The following is a 16,100-nucleotide window of genomic DNA, read 5'->3' as shown; positions in this document are numbered from 1 at the left end:
ATATCGCAAGCTTTCGTGTTAGAATGCACTGAATTGGTTTTAGGAGTGTAAAAATGCAAGTTTCACAATATCTGTATCAAAACGCGCAATCTATTTGGGGGGATTGTATTTCCCATCCGTTTGTTCAAGGCATAGGGCGTGGGACTTTAGAAAGAGATAAATTTCGTTTTTATATCATTCAGGATTATTTGTTTCTTTTAGAATACGCTAAGGTGTTTGCTTTAGGCGTAGTTAAAGCTTATGATGAAATTGTGATGAGAGAGTTTTCTAACGCTATACAAGATATTTTGAATAACGAGATGAGTATCCATAACCATTACATTAGAGAACTTCAAATCACTCAAATGGAATTGCAAAACGCGCACCCCACCCTAGCTAATAAATCCTATACAAGCTACATGCTCGCTGAAGGGATTAAGGGCTCTATTAAAGAAGTTACGGTGGCTGTTCTGGCTTGTGGCTGGAGCTATTTAGTGATCGCGCAAAATTTAAGCCAAATCCCAAACGCTTTAGAACATGCCTTTTATGGGCATTGGATTAAGGGCTATAGTTCCAAAGAATTTCAAGCGTGTGTGTCGTGGAATATTAATTTGCTTGATTCCCTCACTCACGCTTCTTCAAAACAAGAAATTGAGAAGTTAAAGGACATTTTTATCACTACAAGTAAATATGAATACATGTTTTGGGATATGGCGTATCAAAAAAACTAATTCTCATTGATTCATGTTACAATCAAACTAAAGGGGTGCTTTTTAAAAACGCTCAAGTTTTTAAAAGGCTGAGATCAAACCCATAGAACTTGTCAAGGTAATTCTTGCGTAAGGAAATAACATGTTAATAACCACCCAACTATCCAAACGATTTTACGCCACACTCATTCTTTCTTGCGTGTTTTTGATCGCCACTAACATTCTTGTCAAAGGCTCGTTTATCAATCTTTTAGCAGGGCTTAGTGGGGTTTTGTATGCGTTTTTTGCCGGAGAAAGGCAAACGATTTGCTTTGTGTTTGGTCTTGTGTATAATTTGAGTTACGCTTATGTCGCTTATCAGTGGAAATTAAACGCTGATGTGATTTTATGCCTTTTTTTGTATATGCCAGTAACAATTTATGGGCTATTCGCGTGGAAAAAGACACAGCAGCATGAAGGCGCTATTAAGGCTCAAAAACTTTCCAAAAATTGGCGTTTTGCGCTTATTTTAGGCATAGGGGCTTTAACTTATGTGAGCGCTTTGTTTTTTAAAGAGATTAAAACGAATTTTTTATGGGCAGAGAGTTTTAATTTTGTCATCTTTATTGTTGCTTTTATTTTGCAGGTTTTGCGCTATGTGGAAAATTATGCACTAGTAACTTTGGGGAATATCGTGTCTATTGTCGTGTGGTTTTGTATTTTTCAAATTTCTACAGAGAGCTTGGTGCAACTCTTCACAACGATTCTATACCTTTTTATTGGCATGCATTATTTTAAGCGCTGGAACAAGTCATGCAAGCAGTGATTTTAGCGAATGGGGAGTTTCCTAAATCTCAAAAATGCTTAGACATTTTAAAAAACGCTCCCTTTTTAATCGCATGCGATGGGGCTGTTATATCATTGCATGCGCTTCAATTCAAACCCAGCGTTGTTATAGGCGATCTAGACAGCATTGATTCGCATTTGAAAGCCTTATATAACCCTATATGCGTGAGCGAACAAAACAGCAACGATCTATCCAAAGCCTTTTTTTATGCTTTGAATAGGGGCTGTGATGATTTTATTTTTTTGGGGTTGAATGGCAAGCGAGAAGATCACGCTTTGGCGAACACCTTTTTATTGTTGGAGTATTTTAAATTTTGCAAAAAAATCCAAGCCGTAAGCGATTATGGTCTTTTTAGGGTGCTAGAAACCCCTTTTACTTTGCCCAGTTTTAAAGGGGAACAAATCTCGCTTTTTAGCTTGGATTTTAACGCCCAATTCACTTCCAAAAATCTCAAATACCCCTTAAAAAACTTGCGTTTAAAAACGCTTTTTTCTGGCTCGCTCAATGAATCTACAGATAGTTTTTTTAGCCTTAGCTCTACACCTAAATCAGTGGTTTTGGTGTATCAAAAATTCTTATGAGCGGGTTTTATCAGGCGAATTTTTATCTGTATATTGCGCCAAGTTAAGGAGCATTTGAGAGAGTAGGTATAGAAAATTCATCATTTTTTAACAAAACCATCACAAAGCGGCTAAATCAACCCATATCTAGCATGTCTAAAAACACAATCCATCTAACTCAATCTTTAGTAGCTGGATTTCCTAAAACCATCAAACCAATTAGAAATCTCAATAAAAATGCAAGAAATACCGCTCAATTAAAGGGTGGGATAGAAGCGATTTTTGAGTTTATGTTAATTTTTTAAAAAATGGGGTTTTAATTACTTGATTTTTGCAGTTTTGAGATTATCGCTTAACTAAGCTCTTTTACATTTTGATTACAGAAAACGCTTTTAGCATTTTTAAATTTTACAATCAATAAAACAAAACCAAAGCTTTTAAATGCTTCTTTTAAAAAGATGAAATCAAAGCGATACCAACCAAGACTAAAATCTTGGCCAGCAATCCGTCAAATTTCACACAAATTCAATGGTGGCTAGAGTGGAAGCATCCCCTCTTCTAAAAGTGGTGCGTTGGATCCTGGTGTATCCGCCATTCCTTTGCGCGTATTTGGGTGCGATTTCGGTTACAAGCTTGTGGGTGGCTTCTTTGTTTTGCAAATACGCAAAAACATGGCGGTGTGCGTTAAAATCGCCCACACGAGCCGCTGTCGTTAATTTCTCAATGTAACTGCGCAATTCCTTAGCTTTATAAATCCCTGTTTCAATTTTGTTATGCTCAATCAAAGCGATCGCTAAATTCTTTAATAACGCCTTTCTATGCGAGCTGGTTCTCCCAAGCTTGCGGTATCCGTGTTTGTGTCTCATCAGTCGTTACCTCCTTTATCTTCTAATTTTTCTAATCTTTTCTTTAAACTCTCTCTTTGTTCAGGGTTTAATTCTGTGCCTACCGGATAGCCCAAATCATTCAATTTTTCAGCGATTTCATCATAGGATTTTTTACCCATGTTCTTCACGCCTTTAAGCTCTTCTTCGCTCATCAACACGAGTTCGCCCACATACTTGATGCCGATTTTATCCAAGCAATTAAAACACCTAGCGCTCAAATTCATGCTTTCAATCTTAGTGCTCAAATCTTTAGCGTCATCTCTTTGGGCGTAATCGCCTGAATACTCCGTATTAGCAATGGGCCTTTCGCCAAAAACGCCCAGTTGCTTGCTCATCACTTTCACCGCTGATAAAAACGCTTTATAAGGGTCAATCTGCCCGTCTGTTTCAATATCAAAAATGATTTTTTCATAGTTGGGATCGCCCTCAACCAAAACATTTTCAATCTCATAAACGACCTTTTTAATCGGCGTGAAAGAGCCGTCTAGTGGCATGTAGCCTTCAGGCATCAATTCCCTTGTGTTTTCGCTTGGGACATATCCCATTCCTTTATAGATAATGAGCGAAAAATTCAATTGAGCGTCTTCGTTAATTGTAGCTAGGGGCATTTCAGGATTGACGATTTCTATATGATCAGAACTCAAATCCCTAGCCCTAAGTTCCATAGGCCCTTTAAAAGAATAATCCACCACAACCGATTGGTTTTCTAAAGAGCTATCCTGCCCCACTAACGCTTTGGCTATAAAGCGGATATTCTTTAAATTCATGATAAAAAGCGACACATCTTCAGTAACCCCCCTTAATGAGTCAAACTCATGATGGACGCCTTCAATCTTTAAACCTACAGGAGCATACCCCACAGAGCTTAAAAGCAAGAGCCTTCTAATAGGATGAGCGAGCGCAACAGCGTAACCAAACTCAAATGGAGCCAGAGAAATCTTAACCCGATTGCCCTCTTTCTCTAACACCTTAATTTCTGATGGGATCAAAGGTGCTGTTTTGATAACTTTCATGCTCTAACCCCTTACTTAGAATACAATTCTACAATGAGTCTTTCTTCAATAGGGACAACCACTTCTTCTCTTTCAGGGTAGCGGGTGAATATGCCGTATTTTTTATCTTTTTCCACATCAATCCATGGCACAATCCCTGTTTGAGCTGTCAATTCCATCGCGCGCACCACTTGAGGGTTGCTCTTAGTTTTTTCTTTGATCTCAATTTTTTGCCCTGAACGCACGAAATAAGAGGGAATATCCAAACGCTTACCATCCACAAGCACATGCCCATGCGTTACTAATTGCCTAGCAGAGCTTCTAGTGGTCGCAAACCCCATGCGATAGACGACATTATCCAATCTCCTCTCAATCAAGCGGATAAGGTTTTCACCCGTATTGCCGTCCAAGCGATTGGCTTCTACAAAAATACTCCTGAATTGCTTTTCAGAAATACCATACATCATTTTAGCTTTTTGCTTTTCTTTCAATTGCAACCCGTAATCAGAAGTCTTAGCGCGTCTTTGCCCATGCTGGCCTGGCCCATAAGCCCTTTTATCTAGAGCGCTCTTCCCGCTCAATCGCCTTTCACCTTTTAAGGCTAAAGAAACCCCAAAACGCCTTTCTAGTCTTTCTACTGCGCCTCTATATCTTGCCATAAAGCCTCCTTACACTCTTCTTCTTTTAGGGGGTCTGCAACCATTATGAGGGAGCGGGGTGATGTCTTTAATCCAAAGCACTTTAACGCCCTCTGTCGCGCCCACGCTCTTAATGGCGGTCTCACGCCCACTACCTGGCCCTTGAACCTTAATGCCCACTTCTTTAACACCATGCTCTTTAGCCTTGCTTAGAGCGTTTTCTACAGCTTGTTGGGCCGCATAAGGGGTGGATTTTTTAGAGCCTTTAAACCCTAAACCGCCCGCCGTGCTCCAGCAAATCACATTACCCATTTCATCAGTGATAGTGATGTTGGTATTATTAAAGGTCGCTGAAATATAAACAACCCCTCTAGCAATATTCTTTTTGACTACTTTCTTTTTAGCCGTTACATTTCTCTTAGCCATTAAATCATCATCTCCTTATTCGCTACTTGCTACCCACGGTTTTTTTCTTACCCTTACGAGTCCTAGCGTTATTTTTAGTGGTTTGGCCTCTTACAGGAAGACCCTTACGGTGCCTGATTCCACGATAATTCCCTAAGTCCATTAAAGATTTAATATCCATTTGAACTTTTTTACGCAAATCGCCCTCTACTAGGTAGCTTTGCTGGATTTTTTTAGCGATGCTAGACACTTCATCTTCGCTCAATTCATGCACGCGCTTGTCAAAAGAAATACCTACCGCTTCCAAAATCTCTCTGGAACTCTTAAGCCCAATCCCATAAATATAGGTAAGGGCATACTCTACTCTCTTCTTTTTTGGTAAATCTACACCAGCAATCCTTGCCATGCTTTATCCTTGTCTTTGTTTGTGTTTAGGGGTAGCGCAGATCACTCTAATAACGCCCCTTCTTTTAATAATTTTGCACTTATCGCACATCTTTTTCACTGATGGCCTGACTTTCATGATTTTTCTCCTTTGAAAAAATTAGGCACTACTAAAAACTTTTATACTAACATATTTTCATTGAAATAACCCTTAAATTCATTTATACATTTATATCTAAAAGTTATCCGACCCTTGTCTAAGCTATAGGGCGTAAGCTCTAGCTTGACCCTATCGCCTAAAGCAATCCTAATATAGTGCATGCGCATCTTTCCAGAAATACGGCACAACACCACATGCTTATTGTCTAATTCCACCTTAAAAGTGGCGTTAGGCAACGCCTCAATCACTTTCCCATCCACTTCTATAACATCATCTCTTGCCATTAACGCTCCGTAAGAATCACTGCTTTATTACCAACTATGGCGATAGTATGCTCATGGTGGCTTGTGTTAAGCCCATCCACTGAAACCACGCTCCACTTATCCGCTAGTATTTTAGGCTCGCCTTGTTTTTGACACACCATAGGCTCTAAGCAAAATACCATGCCCTCTTTGATTTTAGGGCCGCTATTAGGTTTGACGCCTTTTTCTAGGTAGTTGGGGATTTCTGGCTCTTCATGGGGTTTTTTACCAATGCCATGCCCGCAAAATCCTTTCAAAGGCACAAAGCCCCTTTCTACAATAGCACCCTCTAAAATCTGACTCAACTCCTTAAAATGCATGCCCACTCTAATTGAATTAATGGCATGCATCAAGCTCTCTTTGGAGCAAGCGAGCAATTTTTCATCTTGCAAGCTTATTGCACCTATAGGAAGCGTGAGAGCCGAATCGCCATAATAGCCATCCACCTCCACCCCCAAATCCAAGCCTATAATATCCCCTTCTTGCAAAACATAATCCGTAGGAATGCCATGAATAACCACTTCATTTAAGGACATGCACACAGAGTTGGGGAATCCATACAGCCCCTTAAAAGCCGGTCTGGCATGAGAGGATTTGATAAAATCTTCAGCCATTTTATCCAACTCTAAAAGTGAAACCCCAGGCCTTACTTCTCGCTCTAAAAGGGCTAGCGCTTGAGCGGTCAATTCCCCGGCTTTTCTTAGAGCTTTGATTTCTTTTGGGCTTTTAATAGAGATCGCCATTAAAAGCCTACTGCGCTTAAAGTTTTATACTTGCTCATATAAATTTGCGCTTCAATCTTTTTCATGGTGTCAATAGCGACCTGAACCACAATCAGCACCGCCGTGCCTCCAAAGTAAAAAGGCACGCCCATAGCCTTAACCAAAATCCAAGGCACGGTAGAAATGAGCGCTAAATACAATGAACCCCACAAAGTGAGCTTACTCGCTACAGAATTTAAAAACGATGAAGTCCCCTCTCCAGGCCTAAGCCCTGGAACATACCCGCCATTACGCCTTAAATTATCCGCAATATCCTTAGAATTGAACACGATAGAAGAATAAAAGTAAGCAAAAAAGATAATGAGCAAGAACATCAAAATATTATACGCATACCCTTGCGGGCTTAAAAAATCCGCAATCGCTTGCAAGGTTTTGTTGCTTGTGGCTTGCTGTAAAATCGTAGAAGGGAACACGAGCAAAGCTGAAGCGAAAATAGGAGGGATCACCCCGCTTAAATTCAACTTAATGGGAATGTAATTCATGATGCGCTTGTTTTGGTTTTGCATCACCACTTTACGCGCATAAGAAATAGGGATCCTGCGCTCAGCTAATTCCACATAGATAATCGCAAAAATAGTCGCTAAAACAATCAGCACAATGCCAATGAGCATTAAGATATTGATAACGCCCGTATTGACCAAGTTGAATGTGCCTGAAATAGCCGATGGGATCCCTGATACAATCCCGGCAAAAATAATGAGACTGATCCCATTCCCCACGCCCCTTTGCGTGATTTGCTCCCCTATCCACATGAGCAACATCGTCCCTGTAAGCATAGAAAACGCTGAAACAATCATAAAAACTTGCATATCAATCATGATCGCTCCATTAACTCCTCCGCTAATGCTCCTTAAGCCCACTGAAACGCTCACCGCTTGGATTAGGGTGATTAAAATGGTCAAATAGCGCACAATTTGCATGTATTTTTGCATGCCGTCTCGCTCTTTTTTCATTTTAGCCAGGTTGGGGAAAGTCGCGCTCAAAAGCTCCATGATAATTGAAGAAGTGATATAGGGCATGATACCCAAAGAGATGATGCTCAAGCGAGAAACCGCATTCCCGCTAAACATGTTAAACAACCCCAAAGCGTTGTTGGAATTGCTGTCAAAAAAAGCCTTGATCGCTGCTAAATCTACGCCAGGAATGGGGATATAAGCTAAGACTCTGTAGAGAAATAAAAAACCCAAAGTGATGAGTATCTTACTAGCAATAGCTTTATTCATATTAACTTATTCCTCTCCAATCAAGCTGATAAGGGCATTACTTCTGCCCGCTTGTTTTGATTCTCTCATCTTTAATTTTAGAAGCCAAGTTTTTAGCGTCTTTACCAATCAACTTCACGCCTTCAATATAAAGGGGGAAACGGTGTAAAGCACGCAAGCTTGAAAAAGTGATTTCTTCTAAATCCTTAATCGCTTCATTCTTTTCTACATTGATAGAATAGATATGAGAATCTTTAGTCCTAAAACCTATTTTAGGCAAACGGCGTTGTAAGGGTTGTTGCCCCCCTTCAAAGCCTCTTTTAGCCTTATAGCCTGTCCTTGCGGTTTGGCCTTTACCGCCCCTTGTGGCAGTCTTTCCCATGCCGCTTCCTTGACCACGACCCACTCGTTTGATTTTTTTAACGCTACCTTTAGCCGGTTTTAAATTTTCTAATCCCATCATCATATCCTTTTTAACTACGCTTTGATTTTGGCTAAAGCGTCAAAAGTCGCGCGCACCACATTATAGGGGTTGTTGGAGCCTAAAGATTTGGTTAGAATATCCTTAATGCCTGCTAATTCCACAATAGGGCGCGTTGAACCCCCAGCAATCACTCCCGTTCCCTCACTTGCCGGTTTGAGTAAAATACGGCTTGCGTTGTATTTATGCTCAATGTCATGAGCGATAGTCGTGCCTTTAATGGTTACATGAATTAGGTTTTTAAACGCATCATCCACCGCTTTTTTAATCGCATCAGGGACTTCCTTAGCCTTGCCCAAACCAAAGCCTACAAGCCCATTTTTATTGCCCACAACCACTAAAGCGTTAAAACGAAACCGCCTACCGCCCTTAACCACTTTGGTTACACGGCCAATATTCACAACGACTTCTTGAAACTCTTCTCTGTTAATCTCTTCCATACCTTTCCTTTCTGTCATAGAACGATCCCATTCTCTCTCAAGCTTTCAGCAAACGCTGCCACCACGCCATGATAGAGATAACCATTCCTGTCATAAACCGCTCGCTCAATCCCTGCTTTTTTCAATTCTTCAGCAAAGAGAGCGCCTAATTTTTTAGCGTCTTCTTGCGTGTTTTTAAAGCCCATTTTCCTGCCGTCAATATGCGTTATGGTGCTTTGTTTAACATCATCAATCGCTTGCGCATAGAAATAGCGGTTGGAACGAAAAACGCTCACCCTAGGCCTTAACGCATCGCCTACGAGTTTGCTTTTAATCCTTAATTTTCGGCGATCTCTCAAGGCTTTCTTTTTATACAATGCTTTCGCGTTCATCACTTCACCTTATTTATTTTTTAGCTGTTTTACCAGCTTTTCTAATAATGACTTCATTGCTGTATTTCACGCCCTTGCCCTTGTATGGCTCTGGGGGTCTGAAGCTCCTGATTTCAGCGGCGACTTGCCCTACTTTTTGCTTATCGCTCCCTTTGATCGTGATCGTGTTTTTTTCCACCACCATTTCAATCCCCGCTGGAATGGGGTATTTCACCGGGTGGCTAAAACCCAAACTCAAATCCAAAGTTTTATTGCCCAAAGCCACCTTATAGCCCACACCATTGACTTCTAAAGTCTTAGTGAAACCGGTGCTTAAGCCTATTACAATGTTGTTGGCTAACGCCCCATAAGTCCCCCAATAAGCCCTAGATTGCGCGTCTTCGCCCACAGGCTGGAAGCTCAATTGGTTGTTTTCAAGCGTGATTTTCACTCGGTTGTGAGTTTCTAATTCATGCTTTTCTTTGCTGTTTTTAAAAAGAAGCTTGCTCCCTTCAACGCTCGCTTGCACAGAGCTTGGAATTTCAATGATTCTTTTCCCAATTCTTGACATTTTCAATCCTTTACCAAATGCTGCAAAGCACTTCGCCACCGACATTTTGTCTGTAAGCTTCTTCGTTGGTGATCACCCCTTTAGAAGTGCTTACCACAATCACGCCATAGCCATTTTTAAAGCGCTTCAACTCGTTTTTTTGCTTATACACACGACGACCGGGTTTGCTTAAGCGCTTCACTTCGCTGATTTTTGAATGCCCTTTTTCATCATAAGCCAATTGCACATAAACCGATTGTTTCTTGTCTTTATCTTTGACATTGAAATCTTTAATGAAACCTTTTTCTTTAAAAATCTCTAAAATAGAAACCACGATCTTTGCGTAATAAAGCTGTGTGAATTCTAAGCGGCGCATAGAAGCGTTTCTCAAACGAGTTAATGAATCTGCAATTATATCATTTACCATATCTTATCCTTACCAACTAGCTTTTCTCAAGCCTGGGATGAGTCCCTCACTGCCCATTTTTCTTAAGCACACCCTACAAAGTCCAAAATCCCTATACACCGAATGAGGTCTCCCACAAATGCGGCATCTGGTATAGGCTCTTACTTGAAATTTTGGTTTCCTTTGAGCCTTTGCTATCATTGATTTTTTAGCCATATTAACCCCTTATCTCACTTTTGCAAAAGGCAATCCAAGCAATTCTAACAACTTGAACGCTTCTTTATCGTTGTCTGTAGAAGTTACCATAGTGATGTTCATGCCATGACTGACCATAATATCATCATAAACCACTTCCGGGAAAATCAACTGCTCATTGATCCCAAAGGTGTAATTCCCACGCCCATCAAAACCATTCCGTGAAATCCCTCTAAAGTCTTTCACTCTAGGCAGTGAAATCACAATCAGCTTTTCTAAGAAATTATACATGCGTTTATTCCTTAAGGTAACTTTCGCCCCTACCGCCATGCCTTCTCTGATCTTAAAGCCTGCAACGGATTTTTTCGCTTTAGTGATAACCGCCTTTTGCCCTGCAATCAAAGAAATCGTTTGCGCGATATTTTGCATGATTTTCATGTCTTTTGCATGAGCCCCAGCGCCCACGCTGATAACGATTTTTTCTAGCTTGGGCAAAAGCATGGGGTTTTTGATGTCCAATTCTTGAGTGAGTTTTGCCCTCACTTCATTTTGATAAAATTGTTTCAAACCAAACATGTATCCAACTCCTTAAGCTTTCTTCACATTGGAAATGTGCATGGGCTTTTCTTTATGGATAAAGCCCCCTTTAGGGTTATCATCAGTAGGTTTAATCGCTTTTTTCACCACTTTACACCCTTCAACAACCACTTGAGAAGTCTTAGGCAACACCGCTAAAACCTTAGCGACCTTACCCTTATCGTCTCCTGCAATAACTTTCACCATGTCATTTTTTTTGATTTCGCTTTTCATTATACAACCTCCGGCGCTAGAGAAATAATTTTCATGAAATTAGCGTAACGCACTTCTCGGCTCACTGGCCCAAAAATCCTTGTGCCAACCGGATCTTTTTTAGCGTCCAAAATCACTGCTGCATTGTCATCAAAACGCACCAAAGAACCATTTTTCCTTTGGATTTCTTTTTTCGTTCTCACCACAACGGCTTTGACTACTTGACCGCGCTTCACCTTACCATTAGGGATAGCTTTTTTCACGGAAGCCACGATCACGCTGCCCACGCTCGCATAGCGTTTATGGCTGCCTCCTAACACCTTAATGCACATGATTTCTTTAGCGCCGCTATTGTCAGCGACATTCAATCTTGTAAAACTCTGTATCATGCTTATACTCCCACTACTAAAATTTCTTTAAGCGTGAAAGACTTGGTTTTAGAAAGCGGTCTGCACTCAATCGCGCTCACAAAATCCCCTACTTTCACCTGATTGTTTTCATCATGGATGGTGTATTTTTTAAACTTTTTAACAATCTTGCGGTATTTTTCATGCACCACTTTTCTTTCCACAAGAATCACAGCGCTTTTTTCAGCAAACTTGCTGATAACCTTGCCTTGCACCAGCCTTTTATGCGGCTTTTTCGTATTCATTGCTTACCCTTTTTTACTCAACGCTAGAAGAATAATACGCATTAATGGCCGTGTTAATGCGAGCGATATTTCTTCTAGCTTTCTTAATCTCGTTAGGATTACTCAATTGCATGGTCTTTAACTTAACGCGCAACTCAAAAAGCTCCGCTTTTTTAGCATGCAACAACTCTTCTAATTCCTTGATACTTTTATCTTTCAATTCAGTATATTTCATTTTCGCTCTCACAAGTTACAATTTTGGTTTTAAAAGGAAGTTTGCTCTGAGCTAACGCTAAAGCTTCTCTCGCTAGTCCTTCTTCAATGCCTAGCATTTCATAAACGATTCTGCCCGGCTTGACATTCATCACCCATTTTTCCACAGAGCCTTTACCTTTACCCATCCTGGTTTCTAAAGGTTTGGCGGTCAAAGGCTTATCAGGGAACACTCTAATCCACACCTTACCCGCTCTTTTAATGTGCCTTGTCATGGCCACCCTTGCGGATTCAATCTGGCGTGAATCGATCCTCCCATGCTCTATGGCTTTAATCGCAATATCCCCAAACGCAATAGAGTTACCACGATGGGCTTTCCCACGATTGCGCCCTTTCATTTGCTTTCTGTATTTTGTTCTTTTTGGCATTAACATGATTATTGCCTCCCTCTTCTGCTTCTTCTAGGCTCTCTTTCTTCTTTAGCCTCTTCTTTTTTCTCAAATTGGATACCTTTTTGCAAAACTTCCCCTTTGAAAATCCACACTTTCACGCCAATAATACCATATACCGTCATCGCTTCAGCAAAGCCATAATCAATCTTAGCCCTTAAGGTGTGTAAAGGCACGCGCCCTTCCATATACCATTCGGTGCGAGCGATTTCAGCCCCTGCTAAACGGCCAGAAACGCGCACCTTGATCCCTTTAGCGCCGGATTTTAACGCCGCTTGCATGACCTTTTTCATCGCGCGGCGGAAAGCGACCCTTTTTTCTAGCTGGGTGGCTACATTTTCTGCGGCTAATTGGGAGTCAGCTTGGGGGCGTTTGACTTCTTTAATATTAATGGAGACTTCTTTTTTGATGAGCGTTTTTAAGCCTTCTTTGACTTTTTCAATATCCACGCCTTTTTTACCAATGATAAGCCCTGGGCGAGCCGCTACGACCGTAACGCGCAGTTTTTTAGCCGCTCTTTCAATCACAATCTCGCTCACGCCGGCATAATAAAGCTCTTTTTTAAGGAATTTCCTAATCTTATTGTCTTCATCAATATTGCTTGGAGCGGTGCGAGTGCTAGGGAACCATCTGGAAGTCCAATTCCTATTAATACCTAATCTTAAACCTACCGGATTAACTTTTTGTCCCATGCCCTACTTACCTTCTGCTTGATTTTTTTTATGGCTTTTAGAAGATTTCATTTCTTTCCCTTCTGCTACTTCTACGAATACATGAGATGTTGGCTTTCTAATGGCTGTGGCTCTGCCTTTAGCCCTTGGAATGGAGCGCCTAAGCACAGGGCCAGCATCCACTCTGCAAGAAACAATCAGAGCGCTCTTGGCGTCTAAAGAGCCGTTAGCGACCGCAGAAGCCACCACTTTTGAAAGCACTCTAGCCGCTTTATTGGGCGTAAATTCCAAACTAGCGATCGCTAATTCAGCGCTCATGCCTTGAATCTGTCTTGCAATCAATCTGGCTTTAGTAGGAGATAACCGCACAAATCTTAATAACGCTTTACTCATTTTACCCCCTTACTTGCCAATCTTTTTTTGGACACTGCCTTTGTGCCCTTTAAAAGTTCTTGTAGGAGCGAATTCCCCTAACTTATAACCCACATGGTTTTCTGTGATATACACAGGGACAAAAACCCTTCCGTTATGCACATTATAAGTAAAACCAATCATTTCAGGCAAAATGGTGCTTCTTCTAGACCATGTTTTAATCGGGCGGTTATCCTTGCCCTCTTTTGCCTTGAGCGTTTTTTTTATCAAGTGGTCGTCTATAAAAGGACCCTTTTTAATTGACCTAGACATTCTTTAACCCTTTATTTATGTTTCTTTCTGGAAATGATGAGCTTGTCGCTAGCTTTTTTCTTTCTAGTCTTATAGCCCTTAGCTGGAGTGCCCCAAGGCGATACAGGATGACCGCTTGTCCCTGTTTTACCCTCACCCCCACCATGCGGGTGATCCACTGGGTTCATAGCGCTACCACGAGTTTGTGGGCGAATGCCTCTGTGGCGGTTACGCCCTGCCTTACCGATAGAGACATTGATAAAATCCTCATTCCCTACCACGCCAACACTCGCCATGCATTCGCTTAAAATGTAGCGCATTTCAGAGCTTGGCATCCTGAGAATAGTGTATTTATTTTCTCTACCCATGATTTGAGCGCTCATTCCTGCGCTTCTGGCTAATTGCCCACCAGCCCCTGGATGCATTTCAATATTATGCACCACCGTTCCTATAGGGATATTTTTTAACTTCATCGCAAAGCCCACTTTAATATCCAAACCGCCTTCAGCAGCGATAACGCTATCGCCTACTTTCAAGCCGCTTGGCTGTAAAATGTAGCGTTTGTCCCCATCAGGATAGACTACAAGAGCGATGCGTGCGTTTCTGTAAGGATCATACTCAATCGCAGCCACTTTCCCTTCAATATTGTATTTGTTGCGTTTGAAATCAATAATGCGGTAGAGTTTTTTAGCCCCTCTCTCTTTGTGGCGGCTGGTGATACGCCCGTTATTGTTTCTCCCTGCTGTTGCTTTAAGCTTAGTGAGTAAGCCTTTGACACTGCTTTTTGCGGTAATGTCTTTAGAGTCCAACACCGACATGAAGCGTCTGCTTGGGGTGTAAGGCTTATAAGTTTTAATCGCCATAACGCTTTCTCCTTTCTACGCGCCAAGGGCGGCAATGCTAGCGCCCTCTGGAACTTTCACATAAAATTTCTTAAACGACTTTCTTTGTCCAAGCTTCCCTCTAAAGCGTTTCACCTTACCATCTTGTTTCAAAGAATTGATTTTCAAAGGCTCAAAGCCAAAGTAAGTTTTAAACACTTCTTTGAGCTGGTTTTTAGTTACATTTTGAGCCGTTTGAACCACTAAAACGCCTTTTTCTTGCAATCCTAATGACTTTTCAGTGTAAAGAATTGACTTTATATCCATGATGTCTGCCATTTTTTACTCCTCTGTCTTATCTTGCACCACATGCTGAAACGCTGCTTCTTCCATCACAACAGAGCTAAACGCCGCTAAAAGATAAGCGTTTAACTCACTCACATCAATAATGAGGCATTTTTTAAGGTTACTAAAGGCTAACTCGGTGTATTCGTCCATGTTCATGCACACAAACAAAGTGTCTCGTTGCTCTAAAGCCTGGAACATTTGGTTGGCTTCTTTAGTCAAATGCTTTCTTTTATTGTCTTCAACCACGCCTTTTATAGCGATTTTTTCCACCACAAAAAGCTTATTCGCTTGCGCTTTTTCTTCTAAAGCGTATTCTAAAGCCAAGCGTTTTTGTTTTTTATTGATTTTAAGGTTGTAGTTGCGGTTGTTAGTGGCCCCATGAGAGACACCCCCACCCACAAACACAGGCGAAGTGATGCTCCCTGCTCTGGCTCTCCCGCCCCCTTTTTGCGCCCAAGGCTTCCTACCGCCCCCACTCACTTCAGCGCGGTTTTTACTTTTAGCGGTATTAGCGCGCGCAGAAGATAAATAATGTTTCACATAAAGATAGAGGTTATGGCTGTTGATGCCCTCATATCTTTTAGGTAACTCCACGCTACCCTTTTCTTTCAAATGGCTGTCTAAAACGATGGCCTTACTCATATCAAACCCTTTATATTATATTCAATGTATGGTTTTATACCGCTCTAATGCGTCCATAAGCCCCAGAAAAGCCGGCCACTGAACCCTTTAGCACTAACACCATACTTTCTTTATCAAAAGAGAGCACCTCGTTTTGGCAAGTAACTAGCTCATTGCCATAATGCCCTGCCATTTTCCTACCCTTTTGCACTCTTCCTGGCCATTCTCTGTTACCAATAGAACCAGGGCGGCGATGGAAACGGCTCCCATGAGCGGCAGGTCCGCCTTGGAAATTCCAACGCTTCATCACCCCCGCAAAGCCTCTCCCTTTCGTTTTAAAGCTCGCTTTAACCCTTTTAAGCGTTTCTAAAGCGCTCAAATCCAAATCGCCCAACTCTTGTTGTTGGGAAGCTTTTAAGGTAGCGAAATGGTTAAACTCTTTACTGAGTTGGTATTTCTTTTGCTGGCCTTCAATCGCCTTATTGTGTTTTTTATGCATCGCATAGGCCACTAAAGCTTTCCCGTTTTCTAGCTGGCACACTTTCGCTTGCAAGACTTTAAGCAAAGTTACAGGCGTGCTGTTAGCGTCAATGGTGCGACTCATGCCTATCTTTTGAACTAAAAATTCCATATCTAACCCTTATT

Annotated in this window: 31 protein-coding genes; 3 read left to right on the top strand and 28 right to left on the bottom strand. The window is 41.4% G+C overall.

Annotation, left to right across the window (positions count from 1 at the left end):
* The first annotated feature begins 53 nt into the window (after positions 1-53).
* The 3 genes from tenA to P6280_RS00995 all read left to right on the top strand — a co-directional run bounded on the left by tenA (position 54) and on the right by P6280_RS00995 (position 2,096).
* On the top strand, positions 54-710 hold the full coding sequence (gene tenA, locus P6280_RS01005) for a thiaminase II (RefSeq protein ID WP_283236745.1): 657 nt from the start codon (positions 54-56) through the stop codon (positions 708-710).
* Positions 711-831: 121 nt separating this feature from the next.
* Positions 832-1,494: a nicotinamide riboside transporter PnuC gene (gene pnuC, locus P6280_RS01000; RefSeq protein ID WP_283236744.1), complete on the top strand. Its 663-nt coding sequence runs from the start codon at positions 832-834 to the stop codon at positions 1,492-1,494.
* On the top strand, positions 1,482-2,096 hold the full coding sequence (locus tag P6280_RS00995) for a thiamine diphosphokinase (protein ID WP_140486776.1): 615 nt from the start codon (positions 1,482-1,484) through the stop codon (positions 2,094-2,096). Before pnuC ends, P6280_RS00995 begins: the two co-directional genes overlap by 13 nt.
* Before the next feature lie 494 nt (positions 2,097-2,590).
* Here the strand turns inward: P6280_RS00995 and rplQ are convergent, their stop codons facing one another.
* The 28 genes from rplQ to rplC are packed head-to-tail and all read right to left on the bottom strand — an operon-like array spanning position 2,591 to position 16,086.
* Positions 2,591-2,941, bottom strand: coding sequence for a 50S ribosomal protein L17 (gene rplQ, locus P6280_RS00990; protein ID WP_001216119.1), 351 nt, complete (start codon positions 2,939-2,941; stop codon positions 2,591-2,593).
* Entirely contained in the window at positions 2,941-3,975 is a 1,035-nt protein-coding gene (locus P6280_RS00985) for a DNA-directed RNA polymerase subunit alpha (RefSeq protein ID WP_283236743.1), read from the bottom strand. The genes rplQ and P6280_RS00985 overlap by 1 nt, the downstream gene beginning before the upstream one ends.
* Positions 3,976-3,986: 11 nt before the next feature.
* Positions 3,987-4,613 carry a 30S ribosomal protein S4 gene (gene rpsD / locus P6280_RS00980; protein WP_000135247.1) on the bottom strand — a complete coding sequence of 209 codons (627 nt, stop codon included), beginning with the start codon at positions 4,611-4,613 and terminating at the stop codon, positions 3,987-3,989.
* A gap of 9 nt (positions 4,614-4,622) precedes the next feature.
* On the bottom strand, positions 4,623-5,018 hold the full coding sequence (gene rpsK / locus P6280_RS00975) for a 30S ribosomal protein S11 (RefSeq protein ID WP_058337620.1): 396 nt from the start codon (positions 5,016-5,018) through the stop codon (positions 4,623-4,625).
* A gap of 22 nt (positions 5,019-5,040) precedes the next feature.
* Complete coding sequence (rpsM, locus tag P6280_RS00970; RefSeq protein WP_000090809.1) at positions 5,041-5,403, bottom strand: 30S ribosomal protein S13; 363 nt, start codon at positions 5,401-5,403, stop codon at positions 5,041-5,043.
* Between the two features lie 3 nt (positions 5,404-5,406).
* The gene (gene rpmJ / locus P6280_RS00965) at positions 5,407-5,520 is read right to left on the bottom strand and encodes a 50S ribosomal protein L36 (protein ID WP_000868339.1); all 114 of its coding nucleotides are present in this window, start codon (positions 5,518-5,520) and stop codon (positions 5,407-5,409) included.
* A gap of 41 nt (positions 5,521-5,561) precedes the next feature.
* Positions 5,562-5,825 carry a translation initiation factor IF-1 gene (gene infA / locus P6280_RS00960; protein ID WP_283236742.1) on the bottom strand — a complete coding sequence of 88 codons (264 nt, stop codon included), beginning with the start codon at positions 5,823-5,825 and terminating at the stop codon, positions 5,562-5,564.
* Positions 5,825-6,586, bottom strand: coding sequence for a type I methionyl aminopeptidase (map, locus tag P6280_RS00955; protein WP_033587082.1), 762 nt, complete (start codon positions 6,584-6,586; stop codon positions 5,825-5,827). Before map ends, infA begins: the two co-directional genes overlap by 1 nt.
* Positions 6,586-7,848: a preprotein translocase subunit SecY gene (gene secY / locus P6280_RS00950; protein WP_001030196.1), complete on the bottom strand. Its 1,263-nt coding sequence runs from the start codon at positions 7,846-7,848 to the stop codon at positions 6,586-6,588. The genes map and secY overlap by 1 nt, the downstream gene beginning before the upstream one ends.
* Before the next feature lie 37 nt (positions 7,849-7,885).
* The gene (gene rplO / locus P6280_RS00945) at positions 7,886-8,287 is read right to left on the bottom strand and encodes a 50S ribosomal protein L15 (protein WP_283236741.1); all 402 of its coding nucleotides are present in this window, start codon (positions 8,285-8,287) and stop codon (positions 7,886-7,888) included.
* 17 nt (positions 8,288-8,304) lie between these two features.
* Positions 8,305-8,748 carry a 30S ribosomal protein S5 gene (rpsE, locus tag P6280_RS00940; protein WP_001860543.1) on the bottom strand — a complete coding sequence of 148 codons (444 nt, stop codon included), beginning with the start codon at positions 8,746-8,748 and terminating at the stop codon, positions 8,305-8,307.
* 14 nt (positions 8,749-8,762) lie between these two features.
* Positions 8,763-9,119, bottom strand: a complete 357-nt coding sequence (gene rplR / locus P6280_RS00935; protein ID WP_283236740.1) for a 50S ribosomal protein L18 — start codon at positions 9,117-9,119, stop codon at positions 8,763-8,765.
* 13 nt (positions 9,120-9,132) lie between these two features.
* Positions 9,133-9,669 carry a 50S ribosomal protein L6 gene (gene rplF / locus P6280_RS00930; RefSeq protein ID WP_015645843.1) on the bottom strand — a complete coding sequence of 179 codons (537 nt, stop codon included), beginning with the start codon at positions 9,667-9,669 and terminating at the stop codon, positions 9,133-9,135.
* Positions 9,670-9,679: 10 nt separating this feature from the next.
* The gene (rpsH, locus tag P6280_RS00925) at positions 9,680-10,075 is read right to left on the bottom strand and encodes a 30S ribosomal protein S8 (protein WP_000245805.1); all 396 of its coding nucleotides are present in this window, start codon (positions 10,073-10,075) and stop codon (positions 9,680-9,682) included.
* A gap of 9 nt (positions 10,076-10,084) precedes the next feature.
* Positions 10,085-10,270, bottom strand: a complete 186-nt coding sequence (locus tag P6280_RS00920) for a type Z 30S ribosomal protein S14 (protein WP_001085694.1) — start codon at positions 10,268-10,270, stop codon at positions 10,085-10,087.
* Between the two features lie 9 nt (positions 10,271-10,279).
* Positions 10,280-10,825 carry a 50S ribosomal protein L5 gene (gene rplE / locus P6280_RS00915; RefSeq protein WP_000467381.1) on the bottom strand — a complete coding sequence of 182 codons (546 nt, stop codon included), beginning with the start codon at positions 10,823-10,825 and terminating at the stop codon, positions 10,280-10,282.
* A 12-nt stretch (positions 10,826-10,837) separates the two neighbouring features.
* Positions 10,838-11,059, bottom strand: a complete 222-nt coding sequence (rplX, locus tag P6280_RS00910) for a 50S ribosomal protein L24 (RefSeq protein ID WP_000834238.1) — start codon at positions 11,057-11,059, stop codon at positions 10,838-10,840.
* A complete protein-coding gene (rplN, locus tag P6280_RS00905; RefSeq protein WP_000616110.1) occupies positions 11,059-11,427 on the bottom strand; it encodes a 50S ribosomal protein L14 in 369 nt (122 codons plus the stop codon). The genes rplX and rplN overlap by 1 nt, the downstream gene beginning before the upstream one ends.
* Positions 11,428-11,429: 2 nt before the next feature.
* Positions 11,430-11,690 (bottom strand): 30S ribosomal protein S17, encoded by a 261-nt coding sequence (gene rpsQ, locus P6280_RS00900; RefSeq protein ID WP_001093079.1) that lies wholly within the window; start codon positions 11,688-11,690, stop codon positions 11,430-11,432.
* Between the two features lie 13 nt (positions 11,691-11,703).
* Positions 11,704-11,904, bottom strand: a complete 201-nt coding sequence (rpmC, locus tag P6280_RS00895) for a 50S ribosomal protein L29 (protein WP_000877895.1) — start codon at positions 11,902-11,904, stop codon at positions 11,704-11,706.
* The gene (rplP, locus tag P6280_RS00890) at positions 11,891-12,316 is read right to left on the bottom strand and encodes a 50S ribosomal protein L16 (protein ID WP_000928965.1); all 426 of its coding nucleotides are present in this window, start codon (positions 12,314-12,316) and stop codon (positions 11,891-11,893) included. The genes rpmC and rplP overlap by 14 nt, the downstream gene beginning before the upstream one ends.
* Before the next feature lie 2 nt (positions 12,317-12,318).
* A complete protein-coding gene (gene rpsC, locus P6280_RS00885; protein WP_017280858.1) occupies positions 12,319-13,023 on the bottom strand; it encodes a 30S ribosomal protein S3 in 705 nt (234 codons plus the stop codon).
* A 3-nt stretch (positions 13,024-13,026) separates the two neighbouring features.
* A complete protein-coding gene (gene rplV / locus P6280_RS00880; protein ID WP_000030383.1) occupies positions 13,027-13,395 on the bottom strand; it encodes a 50S ribosomal protein L22 in 369 nt (122 codons plus the stop codon).
* A 9-nt stretch (positions 13,396-13,404) separates the two neighbouring features.
* On the bottom strand, positions 13,405-13,686 hold the full coding sequence (gene rpsS / locus P6280_RS00875; RefSeq protein ID WP_033620656.1) for a 30S ribosomal protein S19: 282 nt from the start codon (positions 13,684-13,686) through the stop codon (positions 13,405-13,407).
* A gap of 11 nt (positions 13,687-13,697) precedes the next feature.
* Positions 13,698-14,528, bottom strand: a complete 831-nt coding sequence (rplB, locus tag P6280_RS00870) for a 50S ribosomal protein L2 (RefSeq protein ID WP_000985811.1) — start codon at positions 14,526-14,528, stop codon at positions 13,698-13,700.
* A 15-nt stretch (positions 14,529-14,543) separates the two neighbouring features.
* The gene (locus tag P6280_RS00865; RefSeq protein WP_017280860.1) at positions 14,544-14,825 is read right to left on the bottom strand and encodes a 50S ribosomal protein L23; all 282 of its coding nucleotides are present in this window, start codon (positions 14,823-14,825) and stop codon (positions 14,544-14,546) included.
* 3 nt (positions 14,826-14,828) lie between these two features.
* Complete coding sequence (gene rplD / locus P6280_RS00860) at positions 14,829-15,476, bottom strand: 50S ribosomal protein L4 (RefSeq protein ID WP_000030157.1); 648 nt, start codon at positions 15,474-15,476, stop codon at positions 14,829-14,831.
* 34 nt (positions 15,477-15,510) lie between these two features.
* A complete protein-coding gene (rplC, locus tag P6280_RS00855; protein WP_000395323.1) occupies positions 15,511-16,086 on the bottom strand; it encodes a 50S ribosomal protein L3 in 576 nt (191 codons plus the stop codon).
* Between the last annotated feature and the right edge of the window lie 14 nt (positions 16,087-16,100).

It is taken from the genome of Helicobacter sp. 219-2 (assembly GCF_030053225.1).
GTDB classification, from domain to species: Bacteria; Campylobacterota; Campylobacteria; order Campylobacterales; family Helicobacteraceae; genus Helicobacter; species Helicobacter pylori_C.
This window is presented reverse-complemented; position numbering and strand designations above follow the sequence as displayed.

What these genes read in the sequence shown, in the direction of transcription:
- rplB (WP_000985811.1), bottom strand. Translation starts at nt 14,528, where the DNA reads ATGGCGATTAAAACTTATAAGCCTTACACCCCAAGCAGACGCTTCATG.
- rpsK (WP_058337620.1), bottom strand. Translation starts at nt 5,018, where the DNA reads ATGGCTAAGAGAAATGTAACGGCTAAAAAGAAAGTAGTCAAAAAGAAT.
- rpsS (WP_033620656.1), bottom strand. Translation starts at nt 13,686, where the DNA reads ATGTCTAGGTCAATTAAAAAGGGTCCTTTTATAGACGACCACTTGATA.
- rplE (WP_000467381.1), bottom strand. Translation starts at nt 10,825, where the DNA reads ATGTTTGGTTTGAAACAATTTTATCAAAATGAAGTGAGGGCAAAACTC.
- pnuC (WP_283236744.1), top strand. Translation starts at nt 832, where the DNA reads ATGTTAATAACCACCCAACTATCCAAACGATTTTACGCCACACTCATT.
- rplF (WP_015645843.1), bottom strand. Translation starts at nt 9,669, where the DNA reads ATGTCAAGAATTGGGAAAAGAATCATTGAAATTCCAAGCTCTGTGCAA.
- rplO (WP_283236741.1), bottom strand. Translation starts at nt 8,287, where the DNA reads ATGGGATTAGAAAATTTAAAACCGGCTAAAGGTAGCGTTAAAAAAATC.
- secY (WP_001030196.1), bottom strand. Translation starts at nt 7,848, where the DNA reads ATGAATAAAGCTATTGCTAGTAAGATACTCATCACTTTGGGTTTTTTA.
- rplX (WP_000834238.1), bottom strand. Translation starts at nt 11,059, where the DNA reads ATGAAAAGCGAAATCAAAAAAAATGACATGGTGAAAGTTATTGCAGGA.
- rpsQ (WP_001093079.1), bottom strand. Translation starts at nt 11,690, where the DNA reads ATGAATACGAAAAAGCCGCATAAAAGGCTGGTGCAAGGCAAGGTTATC.
- rpmC (WP_000877895.1), bottom strand. Translation starts at nt 11,904, where the DNA reads ATGAAATATACTGAATTGAAAGATAAAAGTATCAAGGAATTAGAAGAG.
- rpsM (WP_000090809.1), bottom strand. Translation starts at nt 5,403, where the DNA reads ATGGCAAGGATTGCTGGTGTAGATTTACCAAAAAAGAAGAGAGTAGAG.
- infA (WP_283236742.1), bottom strand. Translation starts at nt 5,825, where the DNA reads ATGGCAAGAGATGATGTTATAGAAGTGGATGGGAAAGTGATTGAGGCG.
- rplC (WP_000395323.1), bottom strand. Translation starts at nt 16,086, where the DNA reads ATGGAATTTTTAGTTCAAAAGATAGGCATGAGTCGCACCATTGACGCT.
- rplN (WP_000616110.1), bottom strand. Translation starts at nt 11,427, where the DNA reads ATGATACAGAGTTTTACAAGATTGAATGTCGCTGACAATAGCGGCGCT.
- P6280_RS00985 (WP_283236743.1), bottom strand. Translation starts at nt 3,975, where the DNA reads ATGAAAGTTATCAAAACAGCACCTTTGATCCCATCAGAAATTAAGGTG.
- P6280_RS00920 (WP_001085694.1), bottom strand. Translation starts at nt 10,270, where the DNA reads ATGGCTAAAAAATCAATGATAGCAAAGGCTCAAAGGAAACCAAAATTT.
- rpsH (WP_000245805.1), bottom strand. Translation starts at nt 10,075, where the DNA reads ATGGTAAATGATATAATTGCAGATTCATTAACTCGTTTGAGAAACGCT.
- rplD (WP_000030157.1), bottom strand. Translation starts at nt 15,476, where the DNA reads ATGAGTAAGGCCATCGTTTTAGACAGCCATTTGAAAGAAAAGGGTAGC.
- rpsE (WP_001860543.1), bottom strand. Translation starts at nt 8,748, where the DNA reads ATGGAAGAGATTAACAGAGAAGAGTTTCAAGAAGTCGTTGTGAATATT.
- rpsD (WP_000135247.1), bottom strand. Translation starts at nt 4,613, where the DNA reads ATGGCAAGATATAGAGGCGCAGTAGAAAGACTAGAAAGGCGTTTTGGG.
- rplR (WP_283236740.1), bottom strand. Translation starts at nt 9,119, where the DNA reads ATGAACGCGAAAGCATTGTATAAAAAGAAAGCCTTGAGAGATCGCCGA.
- rplP (WP_000928965.1), bottom strand. Translation starts at nt 12,316, where the DNA reads ATGTTAATGCCAAAAAGAACAAAATACAGAAAGCAAATGAAAGGGCGC.
- map (WP_033587082.1), bottom strand. Translation starts at nt 6,586, where the DNA reads ATGGCGATCTCTATTAAAAGCCCAAAAGAAATCAAAGCTCTAAGAAAA.
- P6280_RS00865 (WP_017280860.1), bottom strand. Translation starts at nt 14,825, where the DNA reads ATGGCAGACATCATGGATATAAAGTCAATTCTTTACACTGAAAAGTCA.
- rplV (WP_000030383.1), bottom strand. Translation starts at nt 13,395, where the DNA reads ATGAGTAAAGCGTTATTAAGATTTGTGCGGTTATCTCCTACTAAAGCC.
- P6280_RS00995 (WP_140486776.1), top strand. Translation starts at nt 1,482, where the DNA reads ATGCAAGCAGTGATTTTAGCGAATGGGGAGTTTCCTAAATCTCAAAAA.
- rpsC (WP_017280858.1), bottom strand. Translation starts at nt 13,023, where the DNA reads ATGGGACAAAAAGTTAATCCGGTAGGTTTAAGATTAGGTATTAATAGG.
- rplQ (WP_001216119.1), bottom strand. Translation starts at nt 2,941, where the DNA reads ATGAGACACAAACACGGATACCGCAAGCTTGGGAGAACCAGCTCGCAT.
- tenA (WP_283236745.1), top strand. Translation starts at nt 54, where the DNA reads ATGCAAGTTTCACAATATCTGTATCAAAACGCGCAATCTATTTGGGGG.
- rpmJ (WP_000868339.1), bottom strand. Translation starts at nt 5,520, where the DNA reads ATGAAAGTCAGGCCATCAGTGAAAAAGATGTGCGATAAGTGCAAAATT.